Below are 13,556 nucleotides of genomic sequence, written 5' to 3'. Positions count from 1 at the left end.
ATGCTTAAAGAGCACAACTGGCATCAACTTAAGGATGACACGGCGCAGCGCCTGAAGCTGCTGGCTCCGTATTTCCGCACTGGAAAGATCGTCGATGCTAACGATACCGTCGCGGTGCTGGAGGCGGCGATCCGCAGCTTTGATCGCGTCAATATTGAAGGTAACAATCAGAAGCAGGCCGACTTTCTCGCCGAATGCCTGTGCAAAGTCGACCCGCAAAAAATCTCTGGCCTGCATATGGTGCAGTCGTCCGTGCCGCTCAGTTCGCACCTCGATCTGTTCGAGAAGGGCATTGCCGAAAAGCTCGACTTCGCCTACGCCGGCCCGCAGGATGGCCGCCTCGCGCAGCTTATTCAGCAGGGTAAGATCAAACTCGGCGCCATCCATACCTACCTTGAGCTGTTCAGCCGCTATTTTGTCGATCTCACGCCGCGAGTGTCGTTAATCACTGCTTTTGAGGCGGACAAAGACGGCAATCTCTACACCGGTTTTAACACCGAAGATACGCCGGTGATCGCCGAAGCCACCCATTTTCGCCAGGGGATCGTCATCGCCCAGGTGAACAAGATTGTCGATAAAGTACCGCGCGTCGATATTCCCGGCGACTGGGTAAATGCGGTTATTGAAGCGCCGCGCCCGTTCTACGTTGAACCCCTGTTCACTCGCGATCCGGCGTTGATCACCGATACCCACGTGCTGATGGCGATGATGGCGCTCAAAGGCATTTATGCCGAATACGGCGTCGAGCGCATTAACCATGGCATCGGCTTCTTCACCGCCGCCATTGAGTTGCTGCTGCCCACCTACGGCGAAGAGCTGGGGTTAAAAGGCAAAGCCTGTACCCACATGGTGCTGAACCCGCACCCGACGCTGATCCCGGCGATCGAGAGCGGATGGATCCAGTCCGTTCACTGCTTCGGCGGCGAACTGGGTATGGAAAAATACGTCGCTGAACGCCCGGACGTGTTTTACATCGGCCAGGACGGCAGCCTGCGATCGAACCGCGCCTTCGCCCAGGCCGCCGGGCACTACGCGCTGGATATGTTTATCGGCGGCACGTTGCAAATCGATAAGTACGGCAACAGCAGCACCGCCACAGCCAGCCGCGTTTCCGGTTTTGGCGGCGCGCCGAATATGGGCTGCGATGCCAAAGGCCGTCGCCACGTAACCCGCTCCTGGCTTAAGTGCGGAGAAGAGTTCAACGCCACTCAGCAGCAGCTTATTGGCGAGATGCCGCGCGGCAAACGCCTGGTCGTCCAGATGCAGGAGACCTTTCGCGAGAAGCGCCAGCCGGCCTTCGTTGACAAACTGGATGCCTGGAAACTGGCGGAAAAAGCCGGTCTCGCCCTGCCACCGGTGATGGTTTACGCCGATGACGTTACCCACGTGCTCACCGAAGAGGGGCTCGCCCACCTGCACCGCTGCGAAGGGCTGGAGCAGCGGATGGCGGCCATTCGCGCCGTCGCGGGCTACACCGATATCGGCCTCGCCGCCGACCCAGCGCAAACACAAGCGCTACGCGATGCAGGCATTGTGCAAACGCCGGAGGATTTAGGCATCGACAGACGCCGCGCCAACCGCCAGATGCTGGCGGCGAAGAGTATTCGCGATTTGGTCGAGTGGTCCGGCGGCCTGTACAACCCTCCTGCTCGATTCCGTAACTGGTAAGGGAATAGCAAATGGCTCTACATCAAATATCACATCATTTCAGCGGCAAAAGCGACCGTCCGTCTCTGCCGCGCACCGTGCACTGCGGCATCGTCGGTTCCGGCGATCTGGAAGTGTTACTGGAACCGAAAACCCTGGCAGGCGGAATCGACATCAGCATTTGTACGCCGGTCACCGGCTTCGACGCTATCTGGGAAATCGTCCTCACCCGTTTTCTCGATAATGGCCCGCTGGGCGATATGCAGGTCAGCATTAACGATAATAGCGCGACGCCCGCCGTCGTGGCGCTGCGACTTCAGCAAGCATTACAACAGGCCATGCCGGGAGAAAACCATTATGAATGATCTGCGTTTTCTGGAAGCCAGCGCCCGCGAGCGCGCCAAAGGTCTGGTGGATAAAGGCACATTTACCGAGCTGATCGGCCCGGCGGCAAAATGGATTAGCCCCCACCTGCCGGTACTGGGCGAAGCCGTGGAGTTCGATGATGGCATGGTCACCGGAGTTGGCCTGCTCGGCCAGCATCCGACCATCGTCATCTCTCAGGAAGGCCGTTTTATCGGCGGCTCCGTTGGCGAGGTTGGCGGCGCAAAGATGGTTGGCGCGCTGATGCTGGCGGATAAGCTGGCAGCACAGACTCACGACCCGGCACGCCGCCCAATCGTGCTTATCTCGTTTGAAACCGGCGGCGTACGCCTGCACGAGGCCAACGCCGGGCTGCTGGCGCATGCCGAGTGCATGGATATGCTGCAAACCCTGCGCGGCCGCGTACCGGTCGTCGCCCTGATCGGCAGCAAGATCGGCTGCTTCGGCGGTATGGGCTTTGTCGCCGCCGCGACCGACCTGATCGTCATGAGCGAATCAGGCCGTCTCGGACTTACCGGCCCGGAAGTCATTGAGCAGGAGATGGGCCGAAGCGAATTCGACGCCTCCGATCGCGCACTGGTGTTCCGCACCACCGGCGGCAAGCACAAATATATCGTCGGCGACTGCAACTACCTGGTTGCCGATTCGCTGGCCGCCTTCCACCAGCAGGCTTCACTGATTGCCGACCTGCCGTGGTCTGAGATTGAAGCGATGCGCCGGATCGGCAGCGAGGCGAAAGTCCGCACCCAAATGGCGCTGACGCAAAAAATCAACGAGCTTGCTCCCGTCGATGCGCGCGATGTCTGGGCTGCGGCAGGAAATTCAGCGCCGCAATCGCTGGTTGATATGGATCTGGAAACCTTCCTGAGCAATGTCCAACGCCTGTCCGTGGAGGAAGCATAATGGAAAATTTACTTGGCCAGGGGCGCGCCGCTATCGACCTGATTGTCGATGAGGGCAGCTTTGCCGAAAACGCGCTGGCGGGACTCAATCTCCCCTGCGACGACTACGGCCCCGGCGCGGTGGTTGGCAGCGCACGGATTAACGGCGAAATCTGCACGACGATCGCCAACGACGCCATGACCTTCAACCCCCGCTTCCCCGTCGTCTACGCGGGCGTTATCGGCCTGGAGGAGGGGTATAAAATGGCGCTGGCGGTCTACCGTACGCTGGCGATGGATAAAGACAAACCGGCTGCCGAAAAGCGTCCGCTGGTGCTGATTGTCGATACGCCAGGGAATGGGCCGGGCAAGCTGGAAGAGATTATCGGCATGAATAAGGCCACCGGCGCATATCAGCTGGCGCTGGCCGAAGCACGCCATGCAGGGCACCCGATCGTCGCCATGGTCATTGGTCGCGCAATAAGCGGCGCGTTTCTCTGCCACGGCCTGCAGGCCGACCATATTCTCAGCCTGACCTCGGAATTCGGCACCATGATCCACGTGATGCCGCTCAGCAGCATCGCGCGCATTACGCGTCAGGACGTCGAGCGCCTGAGCGAACTTGCCCGCAGCAACCCGGTGTTTGCGGCGGGACCAGAGTTCTTCTGGCAGCTAGGCGGTGTTGAAGAGCTGGTGAAAACCATCCCGGCAATGAAAGAGACCATCGCCCGACACATAGCTGAAGTGCGCCGGCAAAAAGCGGCAGCGGGTATCCCATCGACTGGCCCACAAGGTCGTGGAGTCTCCGGCGAAGAGCGAGGCGGCAGAAAAGCGCGTGGCGTCATTCTGGCGCAAATGTGCGAAGAGTACCAGCACGTCGCGGCGCGTTATCAGCCCGGCTGAGCCAGGGAGAAGAGCAAAATGAACGATCCCATCGCCACGCTTGAATGGCTGCTTGAGGCCCAGCCCGGCATTCCCTCTCTGGAGGAGATGCCGTGCCGGACGCTGGATGATAAAGGCATTGCCGGCCCCACGGCTGCGCACGTGATTGAAGAGATCCATACGCCGCTCAACCTGGCGCTGGTGACCTTTACCACCGGCAGTAGCGCGTTTCAGAATATCGTCGGCGTCACGCACAACGAACTGGCGCTGCGCACCGCCGCCGGAAAGCGAGCGCTGGCAGCATGTGGCGTAACCGCAGGGCAGCTGGTGCTGGTGACCTACGCGCCGCTGGTCAACGTGTTTACCCGCCAGGCGCTGGATGAGAGCGGCCTTCGCTGGTCGTTTTTATCCCGCTCCTGCCGGGATGCGCTGCTGATCGCCCTGTGCCGGCAGCCGCCGGACGCGGTGGTGGGTGAGTCCTCTTTTTTACGCGCCACCCTGGAGCAGGCGCTGAAGATGGGCCTGGAGCACAGGCTAGCGAAAAAGCTGACGCTGATCGTGGCGGGTACGCCGCTGGATGAAGCGCTGGTTCCGCTGGCAGCTTCGCTGGGTTATGCACTGCACGATATGTATGGCTGTCAGGAATTCGGCTGGCTGACGCTTGATGGCATCCCGCTACGCGAAGATATTTCGCTGGTTCCCGCTCCACAGGGCGGAGACTGGCGGGAAGCGATCGTCGGCGGTTTACCAACCGGCGACAGCTTTCCCGTCGCCGCCAGCGGACATCTCTGCAATCCGCAGGGCAAAATCCAGACCTGGAAGCGCCAGCGCACCACGCCGGAATACGACATGGTGGTCATGGCGACCACCGCGCGGCATCGGGAGATCGTGGAGCGCACCGCCCGGACGATTTTGCGTATTAAGGGACGCGTTTGCCACGTGTCAACGCAGCTGATAACCAAGGCCACGGCCACCCATATCCGCCTCTGGCCAAAGTCGGTTCCCGGCGAATGTACCGCAGGCGTTGCGCCCATCGATATTATCGGTCCGCAGGCAACGGCCCAGTTTGACGCTCTGCTGCAGTCCCAACGGGATTTACAGCAGCAGGCGAAAAACGATCCTGCCTGGTGTAAAGCGCGATGACCGCCCTGCAACGACATACCCTGTGCTGGCTGGAGCCTTCGGCGCTGAATGAAATCGCGGCGCAGCTGGAGTGTGAATTCAGCCACCTTCCTGCCGTACTGCGGCAACAAACGTGGGAATATCTGCTCAGCGGATCGCTACCGGGCATCGTACGTCGCGGCTTGCGGAGTGAGAATCGTGTTCCCCTTGGGTTCTGTTTCCCACTGCGCTGGCAAGGTCAGCGAGTGCGTCTGGCCACTGAAGCGGCGTTATCAGCGATAACCCGTTACTCAACGCCAGAGCAAACGGCATCGCTCTCCATTGCAGAGCGTACTAATGCGATACGCGCATTCCATGCCTTGCGACAGGCATGGCGCTGGCACGGGCTCCGGCTCGGGGTCTGGGGTTCGGTGGCGCTGGAAATGGTCACGCCGTGGCAGTGGAGCGATACCCACTCAGATCTGGATATTCGCGTTATTCCCACCGCGCCAGGCGAACTCAACGCATGCTGGGCCTGTTTACGTCATACCGAAGAGCAATTTCAGTTACGTATTGATGGCGAGATTAGTTTAGCTGATGGATACGCAATCAATATCAAAGAGTGGTTCAGCGGAAGCGCAACTCTGCTGGCTAAAGGTGAGAATGATGTTCAATTAAGATCGCGACTGCAGGTCACGGCAGCAATGAGAACATAACTCTGTTTAATATATCAAAAAGGAATCTAATATGTCTGAAGTTAAATCAAAAGTTCCGGGTGTGGTCGATGAAGTAAAAGCCTCTGCCGGAGATAAAATTGAAAAAGGCCAGGTGGTGATTGTGCTCGAAGCCATGAAAATGAAAATGCCGGTCGCCTCGCCGGAGGCGGGTATAATAAAAACTCTGGCGCTCAATACCGGAGACCGCGTCAACCCAGGCATGGTGTTATTTGAAATTATTGCAGAGTAAAGTGAGTTAACACGCATTTAATTAAAAAAACAATGCGACATTCTATTGTGAGATTATTTCTATGTTAATGTCATATCAGTAAGCATTTTGCTTGCTGATATGATAAATCATAGTGACTGAGCAAACCTGTGTTCTTACGAATGTCCGCAAATAAAAACGCGCTATGCTAAAAGCCGCTGATTTATTTTTTGTCATTTCTCCAACGCGGGCATTATCAACCCGCTTTGTGTAATTCGCTTTTAGTATGGATAGACAAAGAGAAACATCATGATTATTTACGGATTGATGTTAATGGGACTGTGCATGTTCGCCGGGCTAATCGTTGGCGATCTTCTTGGCCTGGCGTTGGGTATTTCCGCCAATATCGGCGGCATCGGCTTCGCGATGCTGTTTTTAGTTATCGTGTCACAAAAATTAGTGGATAAAGGATTGCTCTCAAAGCCTGCAGAACAGGGAGTAGGTTTCTGGAATGCAATGTATATCCCGATTGTCGTCGCCATGTCGGCAAACCAGAACGTTATCGCCGCCCTTAAAGGCGGTCCGGTCGCATTGATTGCCGGCGTTGGCGCCGTTTTTATTGGTTTTCTGCTGATTAAACCTTTGAGCAAAATCGGCGGTCACGGCCATCAGGAAAGCTCCACCGTTAGCGAGGAGTGTAAGTAATGGAACAGCTGACAAAGATTTTAACCGGTAGCTTCACCAGCAACGGTTTGATTACCGCTTTTGTCGTGGTGGGTATCGTATGCTGGGCCGCAAGCGGGATCTCAACACATCTGCTTCGCGGCAAGATACACAGCTCAGCTATTGCCATCGTCGCCGGATTGCTGCTGGCCTGGCTTGGCGGGGAATTGACCGGCGGTAAAAAAGGTCTGGCCGATATCAGCCTGTTCAGCGGTATTGCGCTGATGGGCGGCGGTATGTTCCGCGATTTCGCCATCATTTCCACCGCCTTCGGCGTCAAGCTTGAAGAGCTGAAAAAAGCCGGTATGGCCGGCGCGCTGGCGCTGGTTATCTCGACGGTGCTCTCTTTTTATCTCGGAGCAATTGTCGCCTGGGCTTTTGGCTATACCGACGCCATCAGCATGGCGACCATTGGCGCGGGGGCCGTAACCTTTATCGTCGGCCCGGTAACCGGCGCAGCGCTTGGCGCAAGCTCGGATGTTATCGCGCTGAGCATCGCCGCTGGCGTGATTAAGTCTATTGCCGTCATGATCTTAACGCCGCTGGTAGCGAAAGCCGCAGGCCTGAACTCGCCTGCCGCCGCTATAGTCTACGGCGGGCTAATGGGTTCCACCAGCGGGGTCGCCGCGGGTCTGGCGGCCACGGATCCGAAACTCGTTCCCTATGGCGCAATGACGGCAACCTTTTATACCGGCCTTGGCTGTCTGCTGGCCCCTTCGGCCCTCTATCTCTCTTTAACCCCCTTCTTTTAATGACGATCGCCTGCTGTTATGCAGCAGGCGCAAGGGATGTTCAATGTATTCATTTCAGCGCATGAAACCAGGGCAAATCGCGCTTCTGGCCTCACTTTGTACGCAAGAAGACGAAGATAATTTTCGCCAGAAGCTGTTAGCGGATAAGCCCGAACATAAGGTGGGTTTTGTTTTTATGACCGGGACGTCGGATGAATTAAAAAATAAGCTACAGCGCTGTATCATCGGCTGCGCGTTTAAGCATCAGATAATTACGCGCCAGGAGTCGGCCATTTTTACGTTATGCCAGGTCAGCCACCAGGCACTGACCCATGCTTTAGCAAACAGCATCAACGGCGACCGGATGAGAATCAAGATAGCCTTAGTCAGTAATCCAAAGTGGCTTGCCGTCGCTATCTACGGCGAAAGCGTGGTCTATCAGCGATTGAGTCATGAGCTTATGGGGTTTTCTCTGTCTCGCTTTTTGGACTGACCCCACAACAGTAGACATTTCCTGTCCTCACGACGAGGCCTGTTCAAAGGCCTCCGGACTGACGCCGCCGAGGTGGCTGTGACGCCGGGTCCGGTTGTAGAACACTTCAATGTAATCGAAGATATCCGCCCGGGCCAGATCCCTGGTTTTATATATGCGTTTTCTGATCCGTTCTTTTTTCAGCGAACTGAAGAACGATTCGGCCACCGCATTATCCCAGCAGTTGCCACGCCTGCTCATGCTCGGCGCCAGGTTATTGGCCCGGCAGAAGCGCTGCCAGTCGTCACTACCGTACTGGCTGCCCTGATCGCTATGTACGATAACCTCGCCGTCCGGTTTTCGACGCCACACGGCCATCATCAGCGCGTCGAGCGCCAGTTCGCGTGAGAGAGTGGGTTTCATCGACCAACCGACCACATTACGGGCGAAGAGATCGATAACCACCGCCAGATACAGCCAGCCCTGCCAGGTGCGGATATAAGTAATATCGGTGACCCAGACCTGATTGGCCCGGACAACGGTAAACTGCCGCTGCACACGATTAGGCGCAACCACTGAAGGTCGGCCAGCGATACGACGCGGAGCTTTATAGCCGCGCACGGCTTTAATCCGGTTCAGTTGCATAATGCGGCCCACCCGGTTTTTACCGCAGATTTCCCCGATTTCGTTCAGGTCGCCATGAACCCGGCGGTAACCGTATACGCCTCCGCTCAGTGAATAGGAGTCACGGATAAGCGTCAGCAGACGCTGGTTATCTTTATCCCGCGCGGAGACCGGGTTATGCAGCCACGCATAAAACCCGGCCCGGGCAACGCACAACACCCGACACATCGTCATGACACCCCATACAGAGCGGTGCTCATTGATAAAGCGGTACTTCAGTCGGGCTCCCTTGCAAAGTACCGCGCGGCCTTTTTCAGTATGTCCCGTTCTTCCTCAGTGCGCTTCAGTTGGGCCCTGAGCTTCAGGATCTCGCTTTTCGCTTCCAGTAAATCACGGGCATGCTGCTCGCTGTTATCGGGTTTAATAGCCCGTAACCACTTATAGAGACTGTGTGCTGAAACGCCCAGCCGGTCAGAAACTTCGGCGACGGAATAACCGCGTTCCGTTATCTGACGGACGGCTTCTTCCTTAAATTCAGGTGTAAATCGTGGTGTGCCCATACGCTCCTCCTATGCTCAAACTATAGGGCAGGATCGTCTACCGGGGCGGGGTCAGTCCAACTATAGGGCAGGATCGTCTACCGGGGCGGGGTCAGTCCATTTCTCCATCATAAGCTGTCTGGCGTACATACGGCACTCGGCTAGCAAAGACAGCAGACCCGGATGATTTTCCTGACTACGTGGGAAAACCAGCGAAATTTCCTGTTCCATTCTATAGGGCTCCTGCAGCGGCAGCAGACGAATGCCGTTACTAAACAGGCCGCTCATCCGCCCCGGGATTAAGGTATAGCCCATGCCGGCGTTCACCATACTCATCAGTGAAAAAACATCATGTACCCGGACGGTGATGTCGGGCGTAAATCCAGCAATCTGAAAGGCCTCCTGAAATCCTCTCCAGGTCGCGAAGCCTTCGCTCAAGGCAATAAACTTTTTATTTTGCAGATGCCGTAAATCTACGGGGGTCGATAAGCTATCCGCTTCGGTTACCGGAACCGCAAGGTAGATGGAATCAGAGAATATGGTCCATGTCTCAAATAACTGGATGTTGTAATCATCGGGAGTCGATATCAGAACCGCATCAATCTTCTCTTCATTAAGCGCTTCTAATAATTTTTTATTAGAATTCATGATAAATTCAATGGTCAGTTCCGGGCAGCGTTTTTTCAAACCCTGAACAATTTGCGGTGCAGTTTTTAACACTAACGAATAAAGTAGCCCTAACCGTAAAACCTGAGAATGGTACCCCGAAGCCTTGCGAGTAAGATAAATACAGCGTTCCAATGCATTAATGACTTCCCGCGCTTCCTTTTGCATAACCCATGCGCCAGGTAAAGGATAAAGATTGCGGCCATTATGGGTAAACAAAGGACAGCGTAAATTATCTTCCAGCGAATGAAGCGCGCGATGAACGCTAACGGATGAAATGTTCATTAGCTCTGCAGTTTTTGATATGTTCATCGACTCCATATAGCTAAGGAAAATCTCGAGCTTCCGCAGAGTAATATCGTTATTCAGCATATAAATATTCCCTTATTCAAGACAATATTTATAGTAAGAGAAATAAAGAAAATATTTTTTGAGCCAGATCGTTAAATCTGGCTCAGCGGAAAATTCAATTATTGATAGGTGGGTAATACATTAAAGCTCGACAGGAAATGCACAATCACGTTACCCAGACCAAACAGCAGGACCAAAGCAATCATCGGCTTTCCGCCCCAAACGCGAAACAATGGGCTACCAAAACGTTTACGCGATGCGCGAGCCAGCAGCGCTGGTACGATTGCCGCCCAGATGGTCGCTGCCAGACCCGCATAACCGATCGCGTAGAGGAACCCGTTCGGCCACAGCAGGCCGCCCACCATTGGCGGGAAAAAGGTGAGAATCGCAGTTTTAAAGCGTCCCAGCGCGGAGTCGTCGAACCCGAACAGATCCGCCAGATAATCAAACAGGCCGAGCGTCACGCCAAGGAATGAGCTGGCTACGGCAAAGTTTGAGAAGATCACTAACAGCAGATCCAGACTCCGGCTATTCAGTACCCCGCTGAGCGCCTGGACCAGGACATCAATATTGCCTCCCTTCTGCGCGATACCGATAAACTCCGGACGAGGGATATTGCCCATCGTCACCAGCAGCCACACCACGTACAGACCCAGCGCCAGCAGCGTGCCGTAAACCAGGCATTTAACGATAGTGCGCGGATCCTTACCGTAGTACTTCATCAGACTCGGCACGTTGCCGTGATAACCGAAGGACGCGAGGCAGAACGGCAGCGTCATCAGCAGATAGGGCATATACGAGGCATTTTGTTCAGCCACGTTAAACAGGGTGCTCGGCTGGACGTGTCCCAACAGGCTGCCAAAGGTCAGAAAGAAGGTAATGACCTTAGCTCCCAGCACAATGGCCGTCATGCGGCTCACCGCTTTGGTACTCAGCCAGACAATAAACGCCAACAGCAGGGCAAAACCAAAACCTGCCGCCCTTGCCGGTATGTTCAGCGACATTTCGCTAAACGTATGGTGCAGGATCGAGCCGCTGGCAGAGATATAGGCGTAAGTCAGAATATAAAGTACAAAGGCGATCGACACGCCGTTAAGCAGATTCCAGCCTTTGCCGAGCAGATCTTTCGTAATGGTATCGAAGCTCGAGCCAATCCGGTAATTCAGGTTCGCTTCGAGGATCATTAACCCGGAGTGAAGCATACAAAACCAGGTAAAAACCAGCGCAGCCAGAGACCAGAAGAACCACGCGCCGGACATCACAACCGGCAGTGAGAACATACCCGCCCCAATAATCGTCCCGCCAATAATCACTACGCCGCCAAACAAGGACGGTCGGGTTGCCGTAGTGGTAAGTGTCGCCATTTGCCGAAATCTCCAGTCGAAAATACTTTTGTTGTTATCAACGTGACGCACTGTACCAGTACACGAGTACAAAGAAAATAAAAAAAGCCCCAATCGTTGAGATCGGGGCTGTATCGTTTACTTTACGTTAGCGGAAACGCTAATTATGCATCGCCACCGAAACGACGACGACCTGCGGAGTCATCGCGACGCGGAGCTGAAGCATCATCGCGGCGCGGCGCGCGGCCGCCTTCACGACGTTCGCCGCTGAAACGACGACCTTCACTACGACCGCCTTCGCGACGCTCGCCGCCAAAACCACGGCCTTCACGACGTTCACCGCCGCCGAAGCTACGACCGCCTTCACGACGCTCTCCGCCGCCACGACGTTCGCCGCTGCGCTCAGGACGCGGCTGAGCATCACCCAGCAGCTGCATGTTCATCGGCTTGTTCAGGATGCGGGTACGAGTAAAGTGCTGCAGCACTTCGCCCGGCATACCTTTCGGCAGTTCGATGGTGGAGTGAGAACCAAACAGTTTGATGTTACCGATGTAACGGCTGCTGATGTCGCCTTCGTTGGCGATTGCGCCAACGATATGACGAACTTCAACACCGTCATCACGGCCCACTTCAATCCGGTACAGTTCCATATCGCCAACGTCACGACGTTCACGCTTAGGACGATCTTCGCCGCTGCGTTCAGGACGATCGCCGCGCGGGCCACGGTCGTTACGGTCGCCACGACGCTCAAAACGATCGTCACGGTCGCGGAACTCGCGCTTAGGACGCATAGGCGCATCCGGCGGCAGGATCAGCGGACGTTCGCCCTGAGCCATTTTCAGCAGCGCTGCGGCCAGCGTTTCCACGTCCAGCTCTTCACCTTCGGCAGACGGCTGGATTTTCGCCAGCAGCGCACGGTACTGATCCAGATCGCTGCTTTCCAGCTGCTGCTGAACTTTCGCGGCAAATTTTTCCAGGCGACGTTTGCCCAGCAGTTCTGCGTTCGGCAGTTCAACTTCCGGAATGGTCAGCTTCATCGTGCGTTCGATGTTGCGCAGCAGACGACGCTCGCGGTTCTCAACGAACAGCAGCGCGCGGCCAGCACGACCCGCACGACCGGTACGGCCGATACGGTGAACGTAAGACTCAGAATCCATCGGGATATCGTAGTTAACCACCAGGCTGATACGCTCAACGTCCAGGCCACGGGCCGCAACGTCGGTCGCAATCAGGATATCCAGACGACCGTCTTTCAGACGCTCCAGGGTCTGCTCACGCAGGGACTGGTTCATGTCGCCATTCAGCGCAGCGCTGCTATAGCCGCTACGCTCCAGCGCTTCGGCAACTTCCAGGGTCGCGTTTTTGGTACGAACGAAGATAATCGCCGCATCAAAATCTTCCGCTTCCAGGAAACGCACCAGCGCTTCGTTTTTACGCATACCGTAAGCAGTCCAGTAGCTCTGGCTGATGTCCGGGCGAGTCGTTACGCTCGACTGGATGCGCACTTCCTGCGGCTCTTTCATAAAGCGGCGGGTAATACGACGAATCGCTTCCGGCATGGTAGCGGAGAACAGAGCGGTCTGATGACCTTCCGGGATCTGCGCCATAATCGTTTCTACGTCTTCGATGAAGCCCATGCGCAGCATTTCGTCAGCTTCATCCAGAACCAGACCGCTCAGCTTAGAGAGATCCAGCGTACCGCGTTTCAGGTGGTCCAGCAGACGACCCGGGGTACCGACAACAATTTGCGGTCCCTGACGCAGCGCGCGCAGCTGCACGTCATAACGCTGGCCGCCGTAGAGGGCAACCACGTTTACGCCGCGCATATGTTTAGAAAATTCCGTCATTGCTTCAGCAACCTGTACCGCCAGTTCGCGGGTCGGCGCCAGCACCAGAATCTGCGGTGCTCTCAGCTCAGGATCAATGTTGTTCAGCAGCGGTAAAGAGAACGCTGCGGTTTTACCGCTACCCGTCTGGGCCATACCCAGAACGTCGCGGCCGCCCAGCAGATGCGGAATGCACTCAGCCTGGATCGGAGATGGTTTTTCGTAACCCAGATCGTTAAGCGCTTCAAGGATGGGAGCCTTCAGGCCCAGATCTGCAAAAGTGGTTTCGAATTCAGCCATGTAGTACGTGTGCCTCAAAATTAATGGCGGCCAGTCTACATAACTCATCGTGAAAATTTACGGTAATTTTCATTGAAAAGTGTGAACCGGCTCAAAGTAGGTGTATTAACGAACAACAACGCCCTCACCCGCAAAGGTGATGGCAATCAAAAAAGGGCTGAT

15 protein-coding genes are annotated in these 13,556 nt (G+C 55.7%); 10 read left to right on the top strand and 5 right to left on the bottom strand.

The window, feature by feature from the left end; translation table 11 throughout:
• The 10 genes from mdcA (at position 1) to K7H21_RS02950 (ending at position 7,766) form a co-directional block, all read left to right on the top strand.
• Positions 1–1,668, top strand: a complete 1,668-nt coding sequence (gene mdcA / locus K7H21_RS02995; protein ID WP_049112250.1) for a malonate decarboxylase subunit alpha — start codon at positions 1–3, stop codon at positions 1,666–1,668.
• Between the two features lie 11 nt (positions 1,669–1,679).
• A complete protein-coding gene (mdcC, locus tag K7H21_RS02990) occupies positions 1,680–2,012 on the top strand; it encodes a malonate decarboxylase acyl carrier protein (protein WP_004125618.1) in 333 nt (110 codons plus the stop codon).
• Positions 2,005–2,934, top strand: a complete 930-nt coding sequence (locus tag K7H21_RS02985; RefSeq protein ID WP_049112248.1) for a biotin-independent malonate decarboxylase subunit beta — start codon at positions 2,005–2,007, stop codon at positions 2,932–2,934. The genes mdcC and K7H21_RS02985 overlap by 8 nt, the downstream gene beginning before the upstream one ends.
• A complete protein-coding gene (gene mdcE, locus K7H21_RS02980) occupies positions 2,934–3,815 on the top strand; it encodes a biotin-independent malonate decarboxylase subunit gamma (protein WP_223035561.1) in 882 nt (293 codons plus the stop codon). The genes K7H21_RS02985 and mdcE overlap by 1 nt, the downstream gene beginning before the upstream one ends.
• Positions 3,816–3,833: 18 nt before the next feature.
• Positions 3,834–4,937, top strand: a complete 1,104-nt coding sequence (locus K7H21_RS02975; protein WP_195322360.1) for an acyl carrier protein — start codon at positions 3,834–3,836, stop codon at positions 4,935–4,937.
• Positions 4,934–5,611, top strand: a complete 678-nt coding sequence (mdcG, locus tag K7H21_RS02970) for a malonate decarboxylase holo-[acyl-carrier-protein] synthase (protein WP_223035560.1) — start codon at positions 4,934–4,936, stop codon at positions 5,609–5,611. The genes K7H21_RS02975 and mdcG overlap by 4 nt, the downstream gene beginning before the upstream one ends.
• Before the next feature lie 31 nt (positions 5,612–5,642).
• Positions 5,643–5,861 carry an acyl-CoA carboxylase biotin carboxyl carrier protein subunit gene (locus tag K7H21_RS02965; RefSeq protein WP_004125634.1) on the top strand — a complete coding sequence of 73 codons (219 nt, stop codon included), beginning with the start codon at positions 5,643–5,645 and terminating at the stop codon, positions 5,859–5,861.
• A gap of 267 nt (positions 5,862–6,128) precedes the next feature.
• Positions 6,129–6,524, top strand: a complete 396-nt coding sequence (gene madL, locus K7H21_RS02960) for a malonate transporter subunit MadL (RefSeq protein ID WP_223035559.1) — start codon at positions 6,129–6,131, stop codon at positions 6,522–6,524.
• The gene (madM, locus tag K7H21_RS02955; RefSeq protein ID WP_195322357.1) at positions 6,524–7,294 is read left to right on the top strand and encodes a malonate transporter subunit MadM; all 771 of its coding nucleotides are present in this window, start codon (positions 6,524–6,526) and stop codon (positions 7,292–7,294) included. The genes madL and madM overlap by 1 nt, the downstream gene beginning before the upstream one ends.
• A 43-nt stretch (positions 7,295–7,337) precedes the next feature.
• Positions 7,338–7,766 carry a HutP family protein gene (locus K7H21_RS02950; protein WP_223035558.1) on the top strand — a complete coding sequence of 143 codons (429 nt, stop codon included), beginning with the start codon at positions 7,338–7,340 and terminating at the stop codon, positions 7,764–7,766.
• Positions 7,767–7,793: 27 nt separating this feature from the next.
• On the opposite strand, the gene K7H21_RS02945 is transcribed toward K7H21_RS02950, so the two are convergent.
• The 5 genes from K7H21_RS02945 to yrbN form a co-directional block, all read right to left on the bottom strand.
• Positions 7,794–8,929, bottom strand: a protein-coding gene (locus K7H21_RS02945; RefSeq protein ID WP_208431119.1) for an IS3 family transposase whose coding sequence is annotated in 2 segments (ribosomal slippage) — positions 7,794–8,683 and positions 8,683–8,929 — 1,137 coding nt in all. Because the reading frame shifts where the segments join, the coding sequence is not laid out codon by codon here.
• Between the two features lie 60 nt (positions 8,930–8,989).
• Positions 8,990–9,946: a LysR family transcriptional regulator gene (locus K7H21_RS02940; RefSeq protein WP_223035557.1), complete on the bottom strand. Its 957-nt coding sequence runs from the start codon at positions 9,944–9,946 to the stop codon at positions 8,990–8,992.
• Positions 9,947–10,044: 98 nt separating this feature from the next.
• Positions 10,045–11,289 (bottom strand): tryptophan permease, encoded by a 1,245-nt coding sequence (gene mtr / locus K7H21_RS02935; protein WP_223035556.1) that lies wholly within the window; start codon positions 11,287–11,289, stop codon positions 10,045–10,047.
• Positions 11,290–11,432: 143 nt separating this feature from the next.
• Complete coding sequence (locus K7H21_RS02930; protein WP_004125646.1) at positions 11,433–13,394, bottom strand: DEAD/DEAH family ATP-dependent RNA helicase; 1,962 nt, start codon at positions 13,392–13,394, stop codon at positions 11,433–11,435.
• On the bottom strand, positions 13,387–13,467 hold the full coding sequence (gene yrbN / locus K7H21_RS02925; protein WP_085903200.1) for a protein YrbN: 81 nt from the start codon (positions 13,465–13,467) through the stop codon (positions 13,387–13,389). Before yrbN ends, K7H21_RS02930 begins: the two co-directional genes overlap by 8 nt.
• Between the last annotated feature and the right edge of the window lie 89 nt (positions 13,468–13,556).

Origin of the sequence: Klebsiella sp. CTHL.F3a, from assembly GCF_019890895.1 — a bacterium.
Classification (GTDB): domain Bacteria; phylum Pseudomonadota; class Gammaproteobacteria; order Enterobacterales; family Enterobacteriaceae; genus Klebsiella; species Klebsiella grimontii.
The sequence above is the reverse complement of the archived record's forward strand: the minus strand, read 5'-3'. Positions and strand labels throughout refer to the sequence as shown.